The organism is Bdellovibrio sp. HCB337, assembly GCF_047302465.1.
Taxonomy (GTDB): domain Bacteria; phylum Bdellovibrionota; class Bdellovibrionia; order Bdellovibrionales; family Bdellovibrionaceae; genus JACMRP01.
The window spans coordinates 3,445,547-3,467,612 of record NZ_CP178621.1 but is presented as its reverse complement, the minus strand read 5'-3'; the positions used below and the strand labels follow the sequence as shown (position 1 = coordinate 3,467,612).

Here is a 22,066-nt window from a genome sequence, read left to right as displayed (position 1 = left end):
GCAGATGTCTCAGCACTCTTCTGCCCTGATTGAAATCGCGAACTTAAATTTCTCACAAATACAGTCTCTTTTTCTCTCGGCCCTGGAGTTTTCAAAAAATCCAGGAAGAAAAAATTACGCCGCGCAAACCGCGGCGCTTTTATTTTTTGAGCCAAGCACGCGCACAAGATTCAGTTTCGAGACCGCGGCGGCGCGCTTAGGTCTTCATCCATTATTGTTGGATGGCGGAGCAGGAACTAGCTTAGAAAAGGGCGAGAGCATTGAGGACACGGTTCTCAATATCGCAGCGATGGAGTCCGCAGCCCTCATCATTCGCTGCAAAGACGACGTCGACCTCTATGCTTTGCAAAAACAAATAAAAATGCCGATTCTCAATGCAGGCTGGGGGAGGAAAGCTCATCCTTCGCAAGCTTTGTTGGATGCTTTGACTTTGAAAGCCAATGGTCGCGATTTCGAGAAAGAAAAGCTACTTGTTATCGGCGACGTTAAGCACAGCCGTGTGATAGGATCGCACTTTCAGTTGGCGAAGATTCTTGGTTATCAAATTGCGGTTTGTGGCCCTCAGTCTTTTTTGCCAGAGAATTACTCGGGCCTTTCTTTCGAGAAGCTTGAAGACGGGCTCAAATGGGCAACTTCAGTGATGGCTCTGAGAGTTCAGCATGAACGACATGAAGAAGTGCATTCAGTAGCGACTTATCGCGAACAGTACGGCCTCAATTTACAAAAATTAAAATCCTGGAAGTCCGATGGGCTTCTGATGCATCCGGGGCCTATCAACTATGGTGTAGAGCTGGATGTGGATGTGAACCAGGATCCTCGTTGTAAAATCCTCGAGCAAGTGAAGTGGGGCGCCTATATACGCCAAGCTTTGCTGGAGCGAGCTCTTTCGGAAAGGACAGTTTCATGAAAAAAGCTTTTCTCGTTTTAGAAACCGGCGAAGTTTATTCTGGAAAATGGCATGGCGGTGAAGATCGTGCCGGTGAAGTTGTCTTTAATACTTCTCACTCGGGCTACGAGGAAATTGCGACGGATCCCTCTTACTTCAGCCAAATCGTGGTGATGACGGCGCCGATGCAAGGCAACTACGGTGCCCACAAAGAAGTGTGGGAGTCTAAGCGCCTTTGGATCGAAGGCTTTATCTCCTTGCAGATTCAAGACACGGGCCGCGATCAGGCCTGGGTGCAAAGATTGAATGAAAACAAAATTCCTTTGATGACTGAGGTCGATACGCGCGAATTGGTTTTGCGTCTTCGCTCTGGTGGAACTCCATGGGGAGCTCTTGTTCAAGCTGCGAGCGAAGCTGAGGCCAAACAAAAGGCTGCAGGTTTGATCGCAGAAAAGAAAAAACTGGAAAAAGATTGGGTTTACCTGACGTCACGAAAGGACAAAGAAGTTCGCCGAGGCGACTTCTTAGGCGGCCCAAAGGTTGCTGTCCTGGATTTCGGTTCGAAGGAAAATATTCTTCGCGAATTGCAAAAATATTGCTCAGAAATGGTGATTTACCCAAGTAGGACTCCCACCAAAGAGCTTCTGTCTTCCAACCCTGATTTTGTGATGTTAACTAATGGTCCCGGGGATCCAGCGGACGTTCAGGTAGCTCCGCAAACGATCCGTGAATTAATTGGTCAAAAGCCAGTCTTTGGCATTTGCATGGGACACCAGGTACTGTCTTTGGCTTTAGGCGCTAAAACCTATAAATTGAAGTTTGGGCATCGTGGGTCCAACCATCCGATCAAGGATGACCTGCTGGGACAGATTTATGTGACTAGCCAAAACCATGGTTATGCTGTGGATCCTCAGACTCTGCCGGTAGAGGCCCGCGTCACTCAGATAAATTTGAATGATGGAACCGTGGCGGGGTTCTATAATCCTGAAAAGAAATATTTGGGAATTCAGTACCATCCTGAGGCCTGCCCAGGGCCTCATGAGGCGCAGAACTTGTTTAAGTTTTTTATCGAGAAAGTACTATGAACGAATACGAAAAGCTGATTGAAAAAATTCTGAATCACTTTGCAGGAGATAACTTCAAAGCGGAGTTGGCTCGTGCCAAAAAAGAATTTTTTGAGAACTCTGGAACTTTGGATGAGCACTCCGAATACTACGAGCTTCGTATGTCGCAGTTCTATGACTGGTATTTCTTTACACGGGAACTCAGCGGCTACGGGCAAACTCCGCTAGAGGCATGCTTACTAGAACGTGAACTTCGTTTCTCAGATGAAGAAATGAAGACTCTCGAGATTCTTAAGCAAGCCCGTCACTCTGTTTTTGAGTTTATCAAAATCAAAGGTGCGGACGTTTACATAAAAGACTTATTGGCCAATAAAAAAATCGTGGTGAAATCTTCACCGTGGATTTTTGGCTTCGCGGAAGAAGAGCTTTTCGAAGCTCGTCTGATCCCACACGGGGATACTTTTATTTTCACCCGTGGTTTTTGCTTCCATCCAGAATTGGCGAAGAAGTTTATTCTGGATGAAGTGAAGCGCCATCGCAAAGATCCTGATTTGGATCCAGATGTGATGATGCTTCGTTTGATTAAAATGCGTTTCAAATATGAGCAGTACAAACACGTGAATCCCGAGATGATTTACACCAACGACGGAAAGCTAGGTTTGTAGCTCGCTACTTAAGGAGACTTCCTTGCCTCGCAGAGCTGACATAAAAAGAGTCTTAATTATTGGCAGTGGACCTATCGTTATTGGTCAAGCTTGTGAATTCGATTATTCCGGCACTCAGGCCTGCAAAGCCCTGATGAAGGAAGGTCTCGAAGTCATTTTGGTGAATTCCAATCCAGCCACTATCATGACGGATCCCGAGATTGCCACGCGAGTTTATGTCGAACCTCTCAAAGTGGATTTCCTGGAAAAAATCATCGCGAAAGAAAGGCCAGATGCTGTGATTCCAACCCTAGGTGGGCAAACAGCGCTGAACCTGGCTTTGGAACTTCACAAACACGGCATTCTTGAAAAATATAAAGTCGAACTTCTTGGCGCGACTCCAAAAGTGATTGAAGCCGCTGAAGATCGCGAGATTTTCCGCAGCATCCTCGACAGAGTAGGTGCTAAATATCCGAAGAGCCACATGGTGCGCACTTACGAGCAAGGTCTACAGGTGGCCGATGAGCTTGGATATCCTATGATCCTTCGCCCGAACTACACTTTGGGCGGTGGCGGTGGCGGTATTGCTTATACACCGGAAGCTTATCAAAAAATGTTAGTGGGCGCGCTTCATGAAAGTCCGACTTCAGAAGTTTTGGTTGAGGAAAGCATCCTTGGTTGGAAAGAGTACGAACTTGAAGTCATGCGTGATGCGAATGGCACTTTCGTCGTTGTTTGTACGATTGAAAATCTAGATCCATGCGGAGTGCACACGGGTGATAGCATCACGGTGGCACCTCAGCAAACTCTCAGTGATCAAGAATATCAGTCCATGCGTGATGAAGCTTATAAGATCATTAATGAAGTAGGCTTGGCTACAGGCGGAGCCAACATTCAATTCGCGACACATCCTAAAACTGGTGAGCGTGTGGTGATCGAGATGAATCCACGTGTGAGTCGTTCTTCGGCTCTTGCGAGTAAAGCAACAGGTTTTCCGATTGCGAAGATTGCGGCAATGCTTGCGATCGGGTATCGCTTGGATGAAATCCGAAACGACATTACGAAGAGTACGCCATCTTGTTATGAGCCAGCTCTTGATTATGTTGTGACTAAGATTCCACGTTTTGCGTTTGAAAAATTCCCTGGATCTAAAGATGCATTGAACACACAAATGAAAAGTGTTGGCGAAGTCATGGGAATCGGCAGAACATTGCAGGAATCTTTGATGAAGGCTCTGGCTTCCATGGAGAAAAATCCACAAGGAATTCCAGACGTCAATTTGTCGATCGATAAAGTTTCATATCCGAACAGTCAGCGTATTTATCATCTTTTCCAAGCGTTCCGTGAAGGGAAAACGGTTGAAGAGGTTGAAGCTCTGACTCAAGTGAACCCGTGGTTCCTCGAGCAGATCCATAGTCTAATTCAGTTTGAAAAGAAGTTTAAAGCGACCTTCTCGACGGACAACCGTGATCTTTTGTTGGAAGCAAAACGTAAAGGTTTTACGGATGCACGTCTTGCAGCTCTTGTTGGTAAGAGCGAGCAGGATCTTCGCGATCTTCGTGATAAACACGATCTTCATCCTCGCTACCAGCAAGTGGATACTTGTGCTGGCGAGTTTGAATCTTCGACGCCGTATTTTTACTCTTCATACTGGTTTAATAAGAGTGTTCCTCTCAAAGAGCGTAGCCCAGTTGTATTGATCGGTAGCGGTCCAAATCGCATCGGTCAGGGGATTGAGTTCGACTACTCTTGCGTGCGCGGAGTGAAGGCCTTCCAAAAAGCTGGGTATCCAGTGATTATGGTAAATTCAAATCCTGAAACTGTATCGACGGACTATGATACTTCCGACGTTCTATTTTTTGAACCTTTGACAGCAGAGAGTTTGATCGAGCTCATGCGCTATACAAAGCCGATGGGTTTTGTGACTCAGCTGGGTGGGCAGACGCCGATCAATTTGGCTCCGGAATTACAAAAAGCCGGATTCAAAGTTTTAGGCTCCAACCTCGAGACCATCGAACTTGCAGAGGATCGCGGTCTTTTCAGTAAAATTTGCCGCGAGTTGGATTTAAAAATTCCAAACTCCGCGATGGCGGCGGATCTTTCCGATGCTTTGGCTCAAGAAAGTCACGTCGGTTATCCGATGATTCTGCGCCCAAGCTACGTTTTGGGTGGACGTCGTATGGAAGTGGTCGAGAACCGCGAAGAGCTTCAATCCTATTTTGAACGCCATAAGGATTTTATTTCTTCAGAACGTCCTTGTATGATTGATCAGTTCTTAATCGGAGCATTGGAAGTCGATGTGGATTTAGTGCGCGGTCATGACTGGACTCTGATTGGCGGTATTGTCGAGCATATCGAGGCAGCGGGAGTTCACTCTGGAGACAGTATGGGGGTTTTGCCTCCACAACGTTTGAAAGAGACCACGTGCGAACGTATCGAGCTTTTAAGTATTCAATTGGCGGAACGTCTGAAAGTGATCGGTCATTTGAATCTGCAGCTGGCGATTAAAAATGATATTATTTATGTATTAGAAGCAAATCCGCGCAGTTCGCGCTCAGTTCCTTTCATTGCAAAAGCAACCGGCATTCCATTGATTGACTTAGGGGTGGCAGCGGTTTGTGGAGTAAAGAAAGATCAGCTCAAACTTGAAAATCTGCAATGGCGAGACACCACGACAGTGTCGGTAAAAGGCGTTGTCTTTCCATTTAAAAAATTCCCAGAGGCAGACTCGATCTTGGGCCCAGAGATGAAATCTACGGGTGAGAGTATGGGGCGTGGCAATGACTATGCGGAAGCTCTCATGAAAGCATTTATTTCTAGTAATGTGCACTTGCCGCAAAAAGGGGAAGTCTTCTTCTCGCTGAGAGACAAAGACAAAGAGAACCTTTTGGGTCTTGCGCGCATTATGATGAAAATGGGCTACACGATTTCGGCAACTTCAGGCACTGCGAACTACTTTAATCAAAAAGGTGTACCTTGCCAGGCTTTACGTAAAGTCGATGAAGGTCGACCGCATTGTGTGGACCGTATTCGTTCGGGTCATGTCAGTTTGGTTATCAATACGACGGCAGGACGCCGGGCGATCGAGGCTAGTTTCGATATTCGTCGTGCATGTACGGACTATAGCATTCCATGTATCACTGAAAGTGATGCGGCAGAGGCTTTTGTCCTGGCACTTCGTAAGGTAAGAACTGGCCAAAGTGATGTTCAGCCCCTCAAGGCCACTGAAGTCTTTATTTGATAATCTATAAGATCTGTTTAAAAATAGCTTCATGATGATTCTAGAAGTGAAGCATTTGAATAAAACTTTCCCAGGCGGGTTGTTTGAAAAACCCCGCCATGTTCTTAAAGACGTCAGTTTCGCTCTGCCCTCTGGAGAGACCACGGGGTTTGTCGGTAGTAACGGCTCTGGCAAAACAACTTCCATCAAATGTATGCTCGATTTTATGCGTCCCGATTCAGGAGAGATTCTGTTTTTTGGAAAGCCTTTGGATTTAAGCGCAAAAAAAAGAATTGGCTATCTTCCAGAACGTCCTTACCTCTATGAGTTTCTCAGCGGTATGGAGTTTCTGCGTTTGCATTGGAATCTCGTACAGGACTCTCAAAAAGATTTTATTGATCGCGCCCATGAAGCCTTAAAGCGAGTCGACTTGTTCGATGCCCGCGATAAAAAGCTGCGCCAATATTCAAAAGGGATGCTGCAGAGAGTGGGTATCGCACAGGCGATTTTGAATAAGCCGGATTTATTGATTCTGGACGAACCTATGTCTGGCTTGGATCCCGATGGACGTGGTTTGGTTAAAGATATTCTCCGTGACGAAGCTACGCGTGGCACCAGTCTATTTTTTAGCAGTCATTTATTGCAGGATATGGAAGAGCTTTGCAGTCACTTAGTAGTGATCAACAAGGGCGCCATCATTTATGATGGAGATCTGACTCCGTTTATGAAGCAATACAAGAGTCTCGAAGACGCCTTCCGTTTTGCCAAAGAGCAAGGGGGGAGTCAGTCATGAAAAAGGTTTTTGTCATCGCTAAAACGACCCTCCAAGAAATGATCCGTGAAAGATTATTTATTGTTGTGATTTTTATGGCCGCGGGACTTTTTGCTATCAGTATCTTGTTGGGAGCCTTGTCATTTAGCGAGCAGCAAAGAATTTTAGCAAATTTGGGCTTTACGGCTATCGAAGTGGCCTCTGTAGGGATCGCGCTTTTTGCTGGGGCTTTCTTGATTTCGAAAGAAGTTGAAAAACAGACTCTTTTATTGGTTTTGGCTCGGCCTATTTCCCGAGATCAATTTATCATGGGAAAAGTTTCTGGTATTTTGACTTTGAACACCTTGTTGGTGTTTGTGCTAGGGTTTGTTCTTTATCTTCTGTTAGGTGCAAATCCAAGTATTCTGAATATGTTTACTATTTTACTTTCGATCTGGTTTGAGGCTTTGATTGCATTGTCGCTGGTGATTTTCTTTAGTGTCGTCGTGCGTCCGGTTTTGGCTCTATTGATGTCCTTCGGGATTTTGATGCTAGGGGCGTGGATTCCGGATTTGCAGTTCTTTGCCGAAAAAAGCAAAGATATGTTCTTTATTCAGGCCGTGAAAGTGGTGACTTGGATCACGCCGAATCTTTTCCGTTTTAACTGGAAGTCGTATTACTTCTTAGAGCTAGGTTTAGACGGTCAGGATGTGATTTGGATGGTTGCTCACTCTTTGGGTTGGGCTTTAATCATATTTGTTTTCGCGTGTCTCATTTTCAGGAGAAAAGACATTGTCTGAGTTGGATGGATTTTTCTACGTCGTTTTCTTTTTGTTCGGTGCTTGTCTGGGCAGTTTTGCCAACGTCATTATCTATCGAATGCCGAAGGGGGAAAGTGTCGTTCTTCCTGGCAGTCATTGCCAAAACTGTAAGAAGCCCGTTCGTTGGTATGACAATATTCCGATGGTCTCGTGGCTGCTCCTTAAGGGAAAATGCCGTCATTGTGGAGCTAAATTTTCTTTCCGATATTTCTGTGTTGAGCTTTTGATGGCGGGTCTTTTCACATTGGCTTACTTCTATTTGGGAATGAGCTGGAATCTTTTAGAGGCGCTGATTTTCATTTTTGGTCTCGTTTGCTGCACCTTTATCGATTTTGATCATATGATTTTGCCAGATGAATTCACTCTTTCTGGGATTGTCATTGGTTTGATTGGGGCTTGGTTGAATCCGCAACGTGAATTTATGGACGCACTCATTGGCGTTTTCATTGGCGGCGGATTTTTGTGGGCGATGGCCTACCTTTATTATGTTTTCACCAAGCAAGACGGCATGGGCGGAGGAGATATCAAGCTTCTGGCATGGATTGGGGCCGTTTTAGGTTGGAAGGCCGTTCCTTTTGTGATTATGGCCTCTGCAATTATTGGCAGTGTGGTCGGGTTGGCCATGGCTAGAAAACAAAAAGAAGGTTTAAAAACCATGATTCCGTTTGGTCCTTATCTAGCCCTTGGTGCAGTTCTCTATATGTTTGGGGGGCAGACCATCGCCTTGTGGTATTTTAATCTCTTTCTCCCAGCCTTTAGCTAGACCCACTCTTTGACATTCGTGCTGCCAACATAAATAATTTTAATAGTTAGACCTGCGTCTAATGTGTTTTTAGACCTGTGTCTAAAGTGGTGGCTGAATAAACATGTTTTTTAAGTCGAAAAAAGTACTTGGACTCGACATTGGCACGAGTTCAATCAAAATTGCTGAATTAGATGTTTCAAGAAGGGGAGCAACTCTTCAATCATTTGGTTTTGCGCCAACGCCACCAAACGCAGTCGCTGCCGGTGAGATTTCAGACATCACTTCTGTTGGAATCGCTGTTCAAGGCTTGATCAGTGAAATTCAAACGAAAAGAAAAAATATCTCTACGGGGATGTGGGGAACGGCGGTTATCGTTAAGAAAATCACCATTCCTAAAATGGATCGAAAACTGATCCAGGATCAAATCCGCTTCGAGGCCGAGCAGTATATTCCTTTCGATATCAATAATATCAGTCTTGCTCACCATGTTCTGAACACTAGCGCTACGGATGACACTATCGATTTGCTATTGATTGCAGCTCAAAACGAGCTGGTTTTCCAATATACTGCGGTCGTTGAGTCTACAGGCATGAAGTGCAGTGTTTTGGACGTAAGTGGATTTGCTTTGGCGAACTGCTTTGAAGCCAACTACGGCCGTTTCGCTCGTGATGTCGTGGGCATCTTGAATTTCGGTGCATCCATCACAAATTTCGTCGTGATCTACAATGGCGACGTAGTGTTCTGCCGTGATATTCCGGTGGGTGGCCAAAGTTACACTAATGAAATTCATAAAAGCTTGAGCATCTCTGCTCAAGAAGCTGAAGCTTTGAAGCTCAGTGCGGTTTCTCGTCGCGGGGAAGTTCCTGCGGAAGTTCATAGTATTATTAGTTCGACGAATGAAATGGTAACGGAAGAGGTCCGCAATAGCTTGGACTTCCTCAGTGCTACAACAAATGGTCTTACCTTGACTCGATGTTTTTATACCGGCGGAAGTTCAGCCACCACTGGTCTTATAGAAAACGTGTCTCGTGTAACTGGGATTCCTTTTGAACCTTTCAATCCATTTGCAAAAATTAAGGCGAATCCTAAAAAGTTCTCTAGAGACTATTTGAATCAGATCAGCCACTTTGCGGCTATCGCAACAGGCCTCGGAATTCGCGAGTCCGGGGATAGCCAATGATTCGTATTAATCTGGCGACGACAAGACATATGTCAGCTGCCATGCCTGGGACCGCGGCGGCCGAGGGTGGCGGGGATACGCAAGTCTCCGAGCAGACTCGAAGAGAGGGCCTGACTAAGCTTTTAGTTATTCTCATGGCACCAGCGGCATTGTTCTTCTACGAACAGCAGAACATTCCGACCATTCAGGCAGAAATGGCTAGAAAGCAAAACGCATTGATGGAGCTCCAGACATACAATGCTCAGGCCGAAAATGCCGTGAATGAAATTAAGAAGTTCAAAGAAGATGAAAAGAAAATTCAGGCCCGTATTGCCGCTCTTGAGAAAATCGCCAAGGACCGCTTCCGTGAAGTAAAGGTCCTCGACCTTTTTCAACAGGTGATTCCTGAAAGAGTATGGTTTACTCGCGTTGATATTAAAGAAGGCCGTATTTTATTGGCGGGCTTTTCTACAAGTGACGTAGATATTTCTACATTTATGGATTCCCTTTCCAAGAGCGTCTTTTTACAAGAGGTCGTCTTGGTCAGTTCCAGCGAGCATATTCAAGACAACATGACTCTGAAAAAGTTCGAAATCAGTTGTGTTCTGGATAAGACAATGGAGAACCGGCCATGAATCAGCTTTTTGAAAAGTTAGCTGGGATGACAAATGGCAAGGCTATGGTAATTGGTCTTTTTATGGGCCTAGCTTACTATTTTGCCATGTATGACGACGGCTCTGCATTGACTACGCAAATTGGGGTTCTTAATGGCCAGCTTCAAGAGGCTGAAACTAAAAAGAAGGACACTGAGGCCACTTTGCAAGAAGAAGCTCGTATGAAGGACGCTGTCGGAAAGCTCAGCGAGCAATACGCCTTTATCGCTAAAAAGCTTCCTTCCGAATTGAAATCTTCAGATATGATTCGTGGAATTGACTCTGTTGCCAAGATGGCCGGAGTCAGTGTGAAAATGAAAAAACCAGGAAATGTGACTAAAAAAGAGGTGGTTGAAGAGCTACCGGTAGATGTCAGCCTGGAAGGTACTTACGCGCAGATCGCGCAGTTTGTGTATTTTACTTCAAACTTGGAACGTCTAACGAGAGTCCTCAATTTCTCTTTGGCGGCTCCAATGGACGACCCCAATAAACCCCTGCGTTTTGAGGGCCAGGTCGTGAGCTATAAACTCGCGCCTGAGCCAGAAAAAACGGATAAACCACAAGGACAAACACCGTGAAGTCGACACGTTGGGTGATTACATACATTGTAGTTGCTTCTTTGGGGTTGTGGGGAGCCTTCTTCATGAGCTTAAAGTTCATGACTCCGGGGCATGCGCAAGCTCCAGAGGCCTCTGGTCAGCCACAAAAAATGGAACCGCCAGCTCCTGGGGATTTACCACCGGAATTCTTGCAAGAGACCCAAAATGCTCCTGCACCAAATGGGCAAATTCCACCGCCGCCGAGTCAGCCACCTGCGCAAGGCGGAGCTGCTGCGGTACCGCAGTCTCCTCCTCAAGAGATTCCACCACAAGGGGCTCCTCCGGCAGTTCCATCGAGCGGAGCTCCACCAATGGTGCCTCCGACGATGCCAGTCGCGGATCCTTCACAAATGCCTCCGCCGATGGAGGGTAGTGCACCGGTGATTCCGCAATTTGCTTCCGACGAGCAGTACACTTACGATCCCACAGGACGCAGAGATCCATTTAAACCGTATCGTACGTACCGTCCAGCTCCGCAAGTGACGGCGGGGCCAGCGAAGGTGATTGATGAGTCGGATCCTTTGCAAAGATGGGATTTAGATCGTTTTGCAGTTGTTGCCATTATCTGGGAAGTCCGTCAGCCAAAAGCGATGGTCAAGGATCCAGATGGCAAGATGTTTATGATTGGCAAGAATACAAAAATTGGACGTAATAGCGGCCACGTTGCAGCGATTCGCGAGGGCGAAGTCCTCGTTGTTGAATTGATTGAAACGGAAGGCGTGCAAACTAAAGAAGTAAAGATACTCGAACTTAAGAAGTAAGTTCGACTAAATCAGGAGGACCTAATGAAAGGATTCATTAGACTGATGATCATAGGGGCTATGGTGTCGTCTCTGTTGAGCTGCGCATCCCAGCAGACAGAGGAAGACGATTCTCTCACCACCGAGTCCTATTCAGATAATGGTGCTTCGGAGTCTAGCTCTGGACAGGACGATTTCGCCGATTTCGACAACGAAAGCGGTAGCAGTTCTGAGTCGGCTCCAAGCCAGCAATCTTCTAGCTCGCAGCAGGACCCAGATTTAGCTCTTGAAGAAGAGATTAATCAGGCGAGTGGCTCTAATGAGCAGAATTTTGCTCAAGACGATTTAGACAAGCAAGCTAAGCAAGAGATGCAGCCACAGGCTCCTGCGGAGCCAGCTCCACAAGAGCCACCGCCAGCGGTTGCTCAGCAAGAGGAACCACCACCTCCTGCTATCGATGACACTGTGTCTGCGCCTCCACCTGAAGAGCCGCCAGCGCCTGTGGTTAATAATGAACCCGCGCCAGAGCCAACCATGGTTGAGAGCACTCCTGTTGAAAAATCTGTTGAGATCACTGGTTTGAAATATAAGGCCAATGATAGCGGCGGCACCGTCATCGTGGAGTCCAATGGACCCGTGACGTATACGACTCGAGTGAACGCGGATTTGAAACAGTATATTGTTGAAATTCCGAATACGACGTTGCCAAAACGTTTGAAGCGTACTTTGAACACTAAGGATATCAAAGGAGCTGTTGGTGCTGTGGATGCTTATCAAAGCCCGGGCTCCAATACATCTCGTATCGTCGTGCAAATGCGTGATGGTTACGGTGAACCTGTCGTGCAACAAGAGGGCAATTCTCTTTTGATCGTGACTTCTGCAACTGGCGAGGCAATGGCGACAACCGCTGCTACACATGTAGAAGAAGATGGTGACAACGCGAATGATACTTCGATGAGCCGTGGTGACACTGAAGTCAATGTGGATCTAAACAGCAATAAGATCCTGGCAAGTCAGTCATTGGAAGAGTTCCTATCTGGGAATACTAAGTTTTATGGTCGTAAAATCTCCATTGAAACTAGCAATATCGATGTTCGCGACGCTTTGAAGTTCATTACTGAAGAAAGCGGCGTGAATATGGTTATCACGGACGAGGTCAAAGGAAATATCAGCCTGAAGCTTCGTCAGGTTCCGTGGGACCAAGCATTGGTTGTGATTATGAAAGCCCGTAAGTTGGGCTACAGCCGCCAAGGAAATGTCCTTCGTATCGTTCCGTTAGATGACCTGAAAAAAGAAGAAGATGATGCAACCAAACTGGCATTGGCTCGTAAGAATATCGAGCCTTTGAAAGTGCGCGCTTTCAATATTTCTTATGCGAAAGTGGACGAACTCGATAAAAAGATCAAAGACTTCCTCACAGAAAGAGGCAAAGTGGTCAGCGACGTTCGTACAAGCACGATTGTTGTGACGGATATCGAAGACAGTGTGAATCGTGTAGTGAAGTTGATCCAAGGTTTGGATGCAGCTCCTCCGCAAGTGTTAATTGAGGGTAAAATCGTCGAGGCCCTGGACAGCTTCCAACGTACCGTGGGCGTTCAATGGAGCTTCAATGGTGCCGACGTACAAATCGGTAACGGAGCTAACGGCCCTGTGAATCTTCGTCCTAATTTGACAGTAGGTCAGGCGGCGAATACTCCGGGCGGTTTGGGCTTCGGTATCAACGTGGGTGTCTTGGATATCTTCGGGGATTTGTCAGCAAGCTTGGCTCTCTTTGAGAAAGAGGAAAAAGTAAAGGTTCTGTCTTCGCCTCGAATCGTGACTCTTTCCAATGAAAAAGCGGATATTAGCCAAACGAACGAGTTGCCGGTTAAGACATTGACGCCGCAACCAAATGGCCAGCCGATCGTAACGTATCAATTTAAGCCACTCACCCTCAAACTAGAGGTAACTCCTCAGGTAACTGGCGAAGGTACTGTTATAATGAAGGTATTGGTCAATCGTCAGATTAAAGGGGCCGCGGTGAGCACAACGGATGATACCTTCTCGGTGAATAGTCGTGAAGCTAACACTCGTGTGATCGTGAAGAACGGTCAGACAGCGGTGATCGGCGGTATCTACCGTTCGGATGTTACAGAAGGTATTACAGGAGTTCCTTGGTTGAAGGATATCCCAGTTTTGGGGCATTTATTCAAAGGAACTAGTATTGACAAACAACGCTCGGAACTGTTGATATTCCTAACTCCGCGTATTTTGGCGCAGGCAGAGAGCAGTACTCAACACTCAGGAGAATAACTTATGAAAATGATGAAAATAGTCTTCAGCATTTTTCTAGGTCTTGCCATCTTAAGCTGTAGCAAAAAGGACGACAGTCAGCTAAGCGTCTCTGTTGTTGGTGAAACTTCTTATATCATTCCTGCTCCAGCCCAATCTTGTGTGAACAAAAGAGCCGTAGATTTGGATTCGACCACTGCGGCTACATCTGATATTAGTGAGCGAAGTTTCAAGTATAATACTCCAACATTGAGCTGGGAAAATACCGCAAATACCGCATACATTGTTGCGCTAAAAATTGAATTTAAAGGCGCGAATCTCGATTATACTTGTACTATCGCGGGTGATGAGCTTTTGGCCATCTTCTACAACCCCGTTACAAACACGGATTGGGACGGAACTTTGGGGCCAGCTTCTAGCGCAAGTAGTCCGACAACTCTAACTTCTCCCGCATGTAATATTGTTTGTGGTGAGGTCAGTGTTGCCAATGAAGACCAGCCATTCACAGCGAGCGGTAAAATGACAGTGATTGGTTTTGAGCGAAGCCCTACTGGGGATGAAAAACCGATTAAAGCCACTTCCACCGTCAAAGTGAACTTTGAATAGGTAGACGTGCACACTGACATTTATGGAAAAATCTAAGCCGGCTCTTAACGCCGGCTTTATTATTTCGTTTTTAGACGCCCCGACCTTTCCATTGCCAAGCCTGCCTTGCTGGACTATTTCTGTCGGCCGTATGGATCTTTTTTCTGCATCTCAATCACAAACATCAGCGCCTCTTTCCGAAGTTCTTCGACCTAAGAACCTCGATGAAATCATTGGGCAGGAGAAAACCATTGGGCCGCGCTCGAAGCTAGGGCAGATGCTTCGTAAGGGCATGGTGCCCAGCCTTATTATATGGGGGCCGCCAGGTACGGGTAAGACAACTTTTGCGCTCGCCTTGGCCCAGCATATTCAAGCTCATTTCGTAAATCTCAATGCTGTAGATTCTGGAGCCAAAGTTCTTAGAGAGGTCGGAGAAGCTGGCCGTGATCGCCGTTTGCAGTTCAATCAAAAGACTTTGCTATTCGTGGATGAAATCCATCGTTTCAATAAAGGACAACAGGACGTGCTTTTACCCTTCGTTGAGAAGGGAGACGTCGTCCTCATTGGTGCAACGACGGAAAACCCGAGTTACGAGCTCAATAAGGCCCTTCTCAGTCGAAGTCGGGTTGTGGTCTTTGAGCGCCTGACGTCAGAGCAATTGAAAATCATCTTAGATAAGGTCTGCCGCTTCTATGATGTTAATTGTGAACTGATCTTAAAGCCGGAAGCTCTTAAAAACCTGTTAGAGCTTTCAGACGGAGATGCTCGTCGTCTGATTAACTCTCTAGAGATCATCTTCGATTACTACCGATTCGAAAAGAATCCTGAATCTCAAGTGGCGGAAGCTAGCTTTCCGTTGGATCTAGAGTCTCTGCGTGAGCTTTTGCAGATGAGCCCTTTGGGCTACGACAAGTCCTCTGAAATGCACTACGACGTCATTTCTGCTTTTATCAAGAGCGTGCGGGGCAGTGATCCAAACGCAGCGGTTTATTACCTAGCAAGAATGCTAGAGGGCGGGGAAGACCCTGTATTTATCGCTCGTCGCTTGATTATTTTAGCCTCTGAAGATGTGGGTAATGCAGATCCACGAGCATTATCGATGGCAGTCGCAGGCCTTCAGGCCGTCGAAGCTATTGGTTTGCCGGAAGCGGCCATTACTTTGTCTCAAGTGACAACCTATATGGCTTCTTGCCCAAAATCGAATCGCGCCTACATGGCACTGAATGATGCCAAAGAGTGTGTGCAAGAAACAAAGACCCTGCCGGTTCCATTACATCTGCGCTCTTCAAAGACAGTCTTATCTAAAGAGCTTGGGTACGGCAGAGATTATAAATATCCACACAACTTCGAAAACGCCTGGGTAGAGCAAAGCTATCTGCCAGATGCTTTGAAAGACCGTGTTTTTTACGAGCCCTCTACGCGCGGCTTTGAGAAGTCTCTGAAAGAGTATTTAAACTGGGTTAAAGGCGGACGGGGACACGCTTAGGTCTAAGATCTCGATTCTGAGAAATCTTTAAGAAGAAAAAATCATATAAAAAGAAAAAGGCCGGGTTTTCCGGCCTTTTTTTATTAAGAATTCAATATTCAGGGGCTTTAGATGGCTCGTTGAGCGCAGACGCAAATACAGCGGCCAGATCCTTGAGCCATATGAGAGTGTTTAGTGTTAGCAGGAACCTCAACGCGATCACCTGGACGAAGTAGGAACTGATTTCCTGAGATATTGAAAAGCAATTCGCCCTCAACAATCACACGCACTTCTGCAAAAGGGTGGCGATGTTCGTGAACCTTCATTTGAGGTTCATAAAGTTCTTCATAAGGCTCAAGCCCTTCGGACTCTAGAATCATAGAGGCCTGGGATTTATTCGGTGTAAGAGGTGCTTGCCAGCGTGTGATTAACATAGGTTCTCCAATCCCTTAGTTATCTCAAAAGTAGACACTTCTAACAAGGCTCTCTGCGTTCAGCTTTGAGACGCCGTCCCCGATACAAGACCGGATTCACGTGAAACCCGAAGAAAAACATAAAGTCCAACAAAACGATCGACGATAGAGTGTGTGAATGTAGAGAGAGAGTGCTATTCGAGGAGGGTGATTTGAGTAGCTCCAATAAACATAAATCGACCATCACAGATCTGGACAGCATCCTGAATTACGTCGATTCGTCTCGCGGGCTGAAAGCGAAGCTCGGAGAGAGTGGCAGGATTCAAATCTATCAAGATCTCGACGGAAAAGTTTTTAGCTTTTTCGCTCACGATATATCGGAAATCCTCCATCGCACAGATGCAGACGGAAAGCCTTTCATTCAATTGAATATGAAGGGCGGCCATAAGGTTCTGTTCACAGATACACTTATTGGTTTTAAACCCGTCGAGACTATTGGCTTGGATATTTCGCGAATTCCTAAAGTAGTCACAACTCCAGATCTTTTAAGCGTCTTTGAAGCTATAGAAGAATCTATGGGGGCCGAGTCAGGCGCCGATACCGAGGTTGAAATCCTTAAAAAGGTATATTTCTCTATCCTTTCTGGTGGAGAACAAGTGGGCTTTGATCTCTCTTTTGAAAGAAAGTGGCTGAATAGACTTATCGCATCAAAATCTAGAGCCTGTGCTTAATCAAAAATAAAATAAAGTAATTTCAATAAGTTACGCAAAACACCTGCCCAGAAACTCGGCAGGTTTTTTTGTATCTATTTTAGGCACAATTTCTGCTCGAAAATAATTTGAAAATTGCTATTGACCTTTGGCACCGAATGAAGGAAAACAGCCGAACTTTGAACGGGGGCATAGCTCAGCTGGGAGAGCATCTGATTTGCATTCAGAAGGTCGCAGGTTCGATCCCTGTTGCCTCCACCAAGCATGTTCAAAGTAGACGTTTTTGAAGTAAAGTTTTTCGATGAAAAAAAATCGAAAAAAAAGAAAAAAAGATGTTGACGGACGAAAGGTAAGCAACTAAAACAGTTACCTCTCGCAACGATGAAAAAGAAAATTGTTAAGAGATTTCGCTCTTTGAAAACTGAATAGCTAGATAGAAAAATTTTTGGGCTCTTTGAATTAACAGTAATGTTAGTTCACAATTTCAAAATATATAATATTCGAACAAACAATAGCGTAAATGCTAGCTGTTTGGATGATACAGAATTATAACTGGAGAGTTTGATTCTGGCTCAGAACAAACGCTGGCGGCGTGCCTAATACATGCAAGTCGAACGGGGAAAGTAGCAATATGAGTACTAGTGGCGCACGGGTGAGTAATGCGTGGATAATCTGCCTTCGAGTGGGGGATAACTAGTCGAAAGATTAGCTAATACCGCATAAGACCACAGGATCCGAGGATCTAGGGGTTAAAGGTTTTTCGCTTGAAGATGAGTCCGCGTGAGATTAGCTAGTTGGTGAGGTAATGGCTCACCAAGGCAACGATCTCTAACTGGTCTGAGAGGATGATCAGTCACACTGGAACTGAGACACGGTCCAGACTCCTACGGGAGGCAGCAGTAGGGAATATTGCACAATGGAGGCAACTCTGATGCAGCGACGCCGCGTGAGTGATGAAGGCCTTCGGGTCGTAAAGCTCTGTCGCAGGGGAATAACACAATGAATGTACCCTGTAAGAAAGGATCGGCTAACTTCGTGCCAGCAGCCGCGGTAAGACGAGGGATCCTAGCGTTGTTCGGAATTATTGGGCGTAAAGCGGGTGTAGGTGGCTTTGTAAGTCAGGTGTGAAAGCCCAGGGCTCAACCCTGGAAGTGCATTTGATACTGCGAAGCTTGAGTGTAGGAGAGGTTACTAGAATTCTTGGTGTAGTGGTGAAATACGTAGATATCAAGAGGAATACCGGTGGCGAAGGCGGGTAACTGGCCTAACACTGACACTCAGACCCGAAAGCGTGGGGATCAAACAGGATTAGATACCCTGGTAGTCCACGCCGTAAACGATGGATACTTGTTGTTGGAGGTATTGACCCCTTCAGTGACGAAGCTAACGCGTTAAGTATCCCGCCTGGGGAGTACGGTCGCAAGATTAAAACTCAAAGAAATTGACGGGGGCCCGCACAAGCGGTGGAGCATGTGGTTTAATTCGATGCAACGCGAAGAACCTTACCTAGGCTTGACATGTACTGGAAGACTGGCAGAAATGTCGTCGCCCGCAAGGGTCGGTACACAGGTGCTGCATGGCTGTCGTCAGCTCGTGTCGTGAGATGTTGGGTTAAGTCCCGCAACGAGCGCAACCCCTGCATTTAGTTGCCAGCATTCAGTTGGGCACTCTAGATGGACTGCCGGTGTTAAACCGGAGGAAGGTGGGGATGACGTCAAGTCCTCATGGCCCTTATGCCTAGGGCTACACACGTGCTACAATGGTAACTACAGACGGATGCTAAACTGCAAAGTGGTGCTAATCCTACAAAAGTTATCTAAGTTCAGATTGGGGGCTGCAACTCGCCCCCATGAAGGTGGAATCGCTAGTAATCGCGGATCAGAACGCCGCGGTGAATACGTTCCCGGGCCTTGTACACACCGCCCGTCACACCATGAAAGTCGGCTGTACCAGAAGTCGCTGCGCTAACCGCAAGGAGGCAGGCGCCCAAGGTATGGTCGATGATTGGGGTGAAGTCGTAACAAGGTAGCCGTAGGGGAACCTGCGGCTGGATCACCTCCTTTCTAAGGATTTTTCTCAACTTCGGTTGAGACATCTTAGGTCAACTCGGATCTTCGGATCGCGAGTGAGTCCCAAAAATTTTTTCTAGCTATTTAGTTTTGAAAGAGTGAAGGCTTTAAGGGCCTGTAGCTCAGTTGGTTAGAGCACACGCTTGATAAGCGTGGGGTCAGAAGTTCAAGTCTTCTCAGGCCCACCAATTTGAAGCCGCTCGAATGTTTTAGTTTTTAGTTCTTTGACAATTGAATAGATTGATTTAATTGATTTTAGCGAGGTTAATTACCATTTTAAAGCTACAAAGGGCTTACGGTGGATGCCTTGGCACTAAGAAGCGATGAAGGACGTGGTAAGCTGCGATAAGCTTCGGGGAGTGGCACACACACTTTGATCCGGAGATTTCCGAATGAGGCAACTCACCAATTATTGGTATCTTCTACTGAATACATAGGTAGAAAAAGCGAACGAGGGGAAGTGAAACATCTCAGTACCCTCAGGAAAATAAATCAAATACGAGATTTCCCTAGTAGTGGCGAGCGAACGGGAAACAGCCCAAACCTTGTTCATTTATTTGAACAGGGGGTTGTGGGACCGCGACGTGCGACTTAAGAGTTTAGGAGAACAGTCTGGAAAGACTGGCTAGATAAGGTGATAGCCCTGTATCCAAAAAACTCAAGAGCGCTAGCGGTATCCCGAGTACCACAGGACACGTGAAATCCTGTGGGAATCTGGGGGGACCACCCTCCAAGGCTAAATATTCCTTAGTGACCGATAGAGGACAAGTACCGTGAGGGAAAGGTGAAAAGAACCCCGAGAGGGGAGTGAAATAGAACCTGAAACCGTAAGTCTACAAGCAGTGGAAGCTCTTTATATGAGCGACCGCGTACCTTTTGCATAATGAGTCAGCGAGTTATCTTTGCAAGCAAGGTTAAGCCGTTACAGGTGGAGCCGTAGCGAAAGCGAGTCTGAATAGGGCGTTTAGTTTGCAGGGATAGACCCGAAACCCGGTGATCTAATCATGGACAGGTTGAAGCGAGGGTAACACCTCGTGGAGGACCGAACTAGTTGAGGTTGAAAACTCTTTGGATGATCTGTGATTAGGGGTGAAAGGCCAATCAAACTGGGTGATAGCTGGTTCTCCCCGAAATATATTTAGGTATAGCTTCAGGTAAATTGTATCACGGAGGTAGAGCACTGAATGGGCTAGGGGTCTTTACCAGATTACCAAACCCAAATAAACTCCGAATGCCGTTGATATGTACCCTGGAAGGCAGACGCTGGGTGATAAGGTCCAGCGTCGAGAGGGAAAGAGCCCAGACCAACAGCTAAGGTCCCAAAATCTACACTAAGTGGAGAACGTTGTGGAGTTACTTTGACAACTAGGAGGTTGGCTTAGAAGCAGCAATCCTTTAAAGAAAGCGTAATAGCTCACTAGTCTAGTGACTCTGCGCGGAAGATACAACGGGGCTAAGTGTAGTACCGAAGCTTTGGATTAAGATATTTTATATTTTAGTGGTAGGGGAGCGTTCTAGCATAGGATGAAGGTTGACCGGTAGGACAGCTGGACGAACTAGAAGTGATCATGCTGACATAAGTAGCGTTGAACTCGGGTGAAAAACCCGGGCGCCGAAAACTCAAGGATTCCTGGGCAAGGATAATCCTCCCAGGGTTAGTCGGGTCCTAAGACGAGGCCAAATGGCGTAGTCGATGGCAAAACGGTTAATATTCCGTTACCGATCTCGGATTGCTATAGGAATGACAGAATAGGCTATCTCGGCCTCTTATTGGATTGAGGTGTAAGCGTGTAGGTGGTGTCGTAGGTAAATCCGCGGCACGTAACACTGAGGCGTGAATGCGAGGGACTTTGTCCCGGAAGCGAGAAAAGCCATGTTTTCAAGAAAAGTTTCGATAGTTTAAGAGATCGCCCGTACCGTAAACCGACTCAGGTGAGTGGGGTGAATATCCTAAGGCGATGGGGTGAATTTTGGTTAAGGAACTCGGCAACTTAACACCGTAACTTCGGGAAAAGGTGTGCCCACGAGAGTGTAAGGACTTGCTCCCCAAGCTTTTGTGGGTCGCAGAGAAATGGGAGTAGCGACTGTTTATCAAAAACACAGGCATGTGCAAAGTCACAAGACGAAGTATACATGCTGACGCCTGCCCGGTGCTGGAAGGTTAAAAGGATTAGTTAGCGTAAGCGAAGCTGAGAATTGAAGCCCCAGTAAACGGCGGCCGTAACTATAACGGTCCTAAGGTAGCGAAATTCCTTGTCGGGTAAGTTCCGACCTGCACGAATGGCGTAACGACTTCTCCGGTGTCTCAACCAAATGCCTCGCGAAATTGAATTCTCGGTGAAAATGCCGAGTACCCGCAGAAAGACGGAAAGACCCCGTGAACCTTTACTGTAGCTTGGCAGTGATTTTAGAGTTTGCATGTGTAGGATAGGTGGGAGCCTTTGAAGCCGGGTCGCTAGATCCGGTGGAGGCAACCTTGAAATACCACCCTTGGAAACTTTGAAATCTAACTTGCGCCCATTATCAGGGCGAAGGACACTGTCTGGTGGGCAGTTTGACTGGGGCGGTCGCCTCCCAAAAAGTAACGGAGGCGCGCGATGGTCCCCTCAGCCTGATTGGAAACCAGGCGTCGAGTGCATTGGCATAAGGGGGCTTGACTGCGAGACCTACAAGTCGAGCAGGTGCGAAAGCAGGCCAAAGTGATCCGGTGGTCCCGCGTGGAAGGGCCATCGCTCAACGGATAAAAGGTACTCCGGGGATAACAGGCTTATTCCATCCAAGAGTCCATATCGACGATGGAGTTTGGCACCTCGATGTCGGCTCATCACATCCTGGGGCTGGAGCAGGTCCCAAGGGTTTAGCTGTTCGCTAATTAAAGTGGTACGCGAGCTGGGTTCAGAACGTCGTGAGACAGTTTGGTCCTTATCTTCTGTGGGCGTATGAGATTTGAGCAGACCTGTCCTTAGTACGAGAGGACCGGGATGGACGAACCTCTGGTGTTCCTGTTGTTCTGCCAAGAGCAATGCAGGGTAGCTATGTTCGGAATAGATAACCGCTGAAAGCATCTAAGCGGGAAGCTAACTGCGAGATTAGATCTCACTGGGCCTTCGGGCCCCTAAAGACTCCTCGGAGACTACGAGGTTGATAGGCGGAGAGTGTACATACAGTAATGTATTCAGCTGATCCGTACTAATAGGTCGTGAGGCTTTTTTTATTAATTTTTTTAATATTATTAATGTGGTAATTAACCTGTTCGCTAAAATCAATTAAA

General features: G+C 46.6%; 16 protein-coding genes, 2 tRNA genes and 2 rRNA genes. 19 read left to right on the top strand and 1 reads right to left on the bottom strand.

The features are described 5' to 3' along the window. The first annotated feature begins 4 nt into the window (after nt 1-4). From ACLWBB_RS16730 to ACLWBB_RS16665, 14 genes are all read left to right on the top strand, one after another. On the top strand, nt 5-907 hold the full coding sequence (locus ACLWBB_RS16730) for an aspartate carbamoyltransferase catalytic subunit (protein WP_413288700.1): 903 nt from the start codon (nt 5-7) through the stop codon (nt 905-907). Then, the gene (gene carA, locus ACLWBB_RS16725) at nt 904-1,971 is read left to right on the top strand and encodes a glutamine-hydrolyzing carbamoyl-phosphate synthase small subunit (RefSeq protein WP_413288699.1); all 1,068 of its coding nucleotides are present in this window, start codon (nt 904-906) and stop codon (nt 1,969-1,971) included. Before ACLWBB_RS16730 ends, carA begins: the two co-directional genes overlap by 4 nt. Further along, on the top strand, nt 1,968-2,615 hold the full coding sequence (locus tag ACLWBB_RS16720) for a hypothetical protein (protein ID WP_413288698.1): 648 nt from the start codon (nt 1,968-1,970) through the stop codon (nt 2,613-2,615). The genes carA and ACLWBB_RS16720 overlap by 4 nt, the downstream gene beginning before the upstream one ends. A gap of 22 nt (nt 2,616-2,637) precedes the next feature. Continuing rightward, nucleotides 2,638-5,835 carry a carbamoyl-phosphate synthase large subunit gene (gene carB / locus ACLWBB_RS16715; RefSeq protein ID WP_413288697.1) on the top strand — a complete coding sequence of 1,066 codons (3,198 nt, stop codon included), beginning with the start codon at nt 2,638-2,640 and terminating at the stop codon, nt 5,833-5,835. Nucleotides 5,836-5,866: 31 nt separating this feature from the next. Further along, nucleotides 5,867-6,607 carry an ABC transporter ATP-binding protein gene (locus tag ACLWBB_RS16710; protein WP_413288696.1) on the top strand — a complete coding sequence of 247 codons (741 nt, stop codon included), beginning with the start codon at nt 5,867-5,869 and terminating at the stop codon, nt 6,605-6,607. Further along, nucleotides 6,604-7,365 carry an ABC transporter permease gene (locus ACLWBB_RS16705; protein WP_413288695.1) on the top strand — a complete coding sequence of 254 codons (762 nt, stop codon included), beginning with the start codon at nt 6,604-6,606 and terminating at the stop codon, nt 7,363-7,365. The genes ACLWBB_RS16710 and ACLWBB_RS16705 overlap by 4 nt, the downstream gene beginning before the upstream one ends. Beyond that, a complete protein-coding gene (locus ACLWBB_RS16700) occupies nt 7,358-8,149 on the top strand; it encodes a prepilin peptidase (protein ID WP_413288694.1) in 792 nt (263 codons plus the stop codon). The genes ACLWBB_RS16705 and ACLWBB_RS16700 overlap by 8 nt, the downstream gene beginning before the upstream one ends. A gap of 103 nt (nt 8,150-8,252) precedes the next feature. Continuing rightward, nucleotides 8,253-9,311, top strand: a complete 1,059-nt coding sequence (pilM, locus tag ACLWBB_RS16695) for a type IV pilus assembly protein PilM (RefSeq protein ID WP_413288693.1) — start codon at nt 8,253-8,255, stop codon at nt 9,309-9,311. Then, on the top strand, nt 9,308-9,925 hold the full coding sequence (locus ACLWBB_RS16690) for a PilN domain-containing protein (protein ID WP_413288692.1): 618 nt from the start codon (nt 9,308-9,310) through the stop codon (nt 9,923-9,925). Before pilM ends, ACLWBB_RS16690 begins: the two co-directional genes overlap by 4 nt. Beyond that, on the top strand, nt 9,922-10,521 hold the full coding sequence (locus tag ACLWBB_RS16685) for a type 4a pilus biogenesis protein PilO (protein WP_413288691.1): 600 nt from the start codon (nt 9,922-9,924) through the stop codon (nt 10,519-10,521). Before ACLWBB_RS16690 ends, ACLWBB_RS16685 begins: the two co-directional genes overlap by 4 nt. Further along, on the top strand, nt 10,518-11,303 hold the full coding sequence (locus ACLWBB_RS16680; protein ID WP_413288690.1) for a pilus assembly protein PilP: 786 nt from the start codon (nt 10,518-10,520) through the stop codon (nt 11,301-11,303). Before ACLWBB_RS16685 ends, ACLWBB_RS16680 begins: the two co-directional genes overlap by 4 nt. A 24-nt stretch (nt 11,304-11,327) precedes the next feature. Then, nucleotides 11,328-13,574, top strand: coding sequence for a type IV pilus secretin PilQ (locus ACLWBB_RS16675; RefSeq protein ID WP_413288689.1), 2,247 nt, complete (start codon nt 11,328-11,330; stop codon nt 13,572-13,574). A gap of 3 nt (nt 13,575-13,577) precedes the next feature. Next, the gene (locus ACLWBB_RS16670; protein WP_413288688.1) at nt 13,578-14,159 is read left to right on the top strand and encodes a hypothetical protein; all 582 of its coding nucleotides are present in this window, start codon (nt 13,578-13,580) and stop codon (nt 14,157-14,159) included. 22 nt (nt 14,160-14,181) lie between these two features. Then, nucleotides 14,182-15,624, top strand: coding sequence for a replication-associated recombination protein A (locus tag ACLWBB_RS16665; protein WP_413288687.1), 1,443 nt, complete (start codon nt 14,182-14,184; stop codon nt 15,622-15,624). Between the two features lie 107 nt (nt 15,625-15,731). Here ACLWBB_RS16665 and ACLWBB_RS16660 read toward each other — a convergent pair whose 3' ends face one another. Further along, nucleotides 15,732-16,037 carry a cupin domain-containing protein gene (locus ACLWBB_RS16660; RefSeq protein WP_413288686.1) on the bottom strand — a complete coding sequence of 102 codons (306 nt, stop codon included), beginning with the start codon at nt 16,035-16,037 and terminating at the stop codon, nt 15,732-15,734. Between the two features lie 191 nt (nt 16,038-16,228). Here ACLWBB_RS16660 and ACLWBB_RS16655 point away from each other — a divergent pair, with 191 nt between their 5' ends. From ACLWBB_RS16655 to ACLWBB_RS16635, 5 genes are all read left to right on the top strand, one after another. Continuing rightward, a complete protein-coding gene (locus ACLWBB_RS16655) occupies nt 16,229-16,747 on the top strand; it encodes a hypothetical protein (protein WP_413288685.1) in 519 nt (172 codons plus the stop codon). Nucleotides 16,748-16,911: 164 nt separating this feature from the next. Then, nucleotides 16,912-16,987: transfer RNA gene (locus tag ACLWBB_RS16650), tRNA-Ala, on the top strand. Nucleotides 16,988-17,275: 288 nt separating this feature from the next. Next, nucleotides 17,276-18,789: ribosomal RNA gene (locus ACLWBB_RS16645) — 16S ribosomal RNA — on the top strand. Between the two features lie 117 nt (nt 18,790-18,906). Further along, a tRNA-Ile gene (locus ACLWBB_RS16640) sits at nt 18,907-18,983 on the top strand. An 87-nt stretch (nt 18,984-19,070) separates the two neighbouring features. Beyond that, nucleotides 19,071-22,009: ribosomal RNA gene (locus tag ACLWBB_RS16635) — 23S ribosomal RNA — on the top strand. Together the 16S and 23S rRNA genes with 2 tRNA genes alongside form the textbook arrangement of a ribosomal RNA operon. Nucleotides 22,010-22,066: the final 57 nt, after the last annotated feature.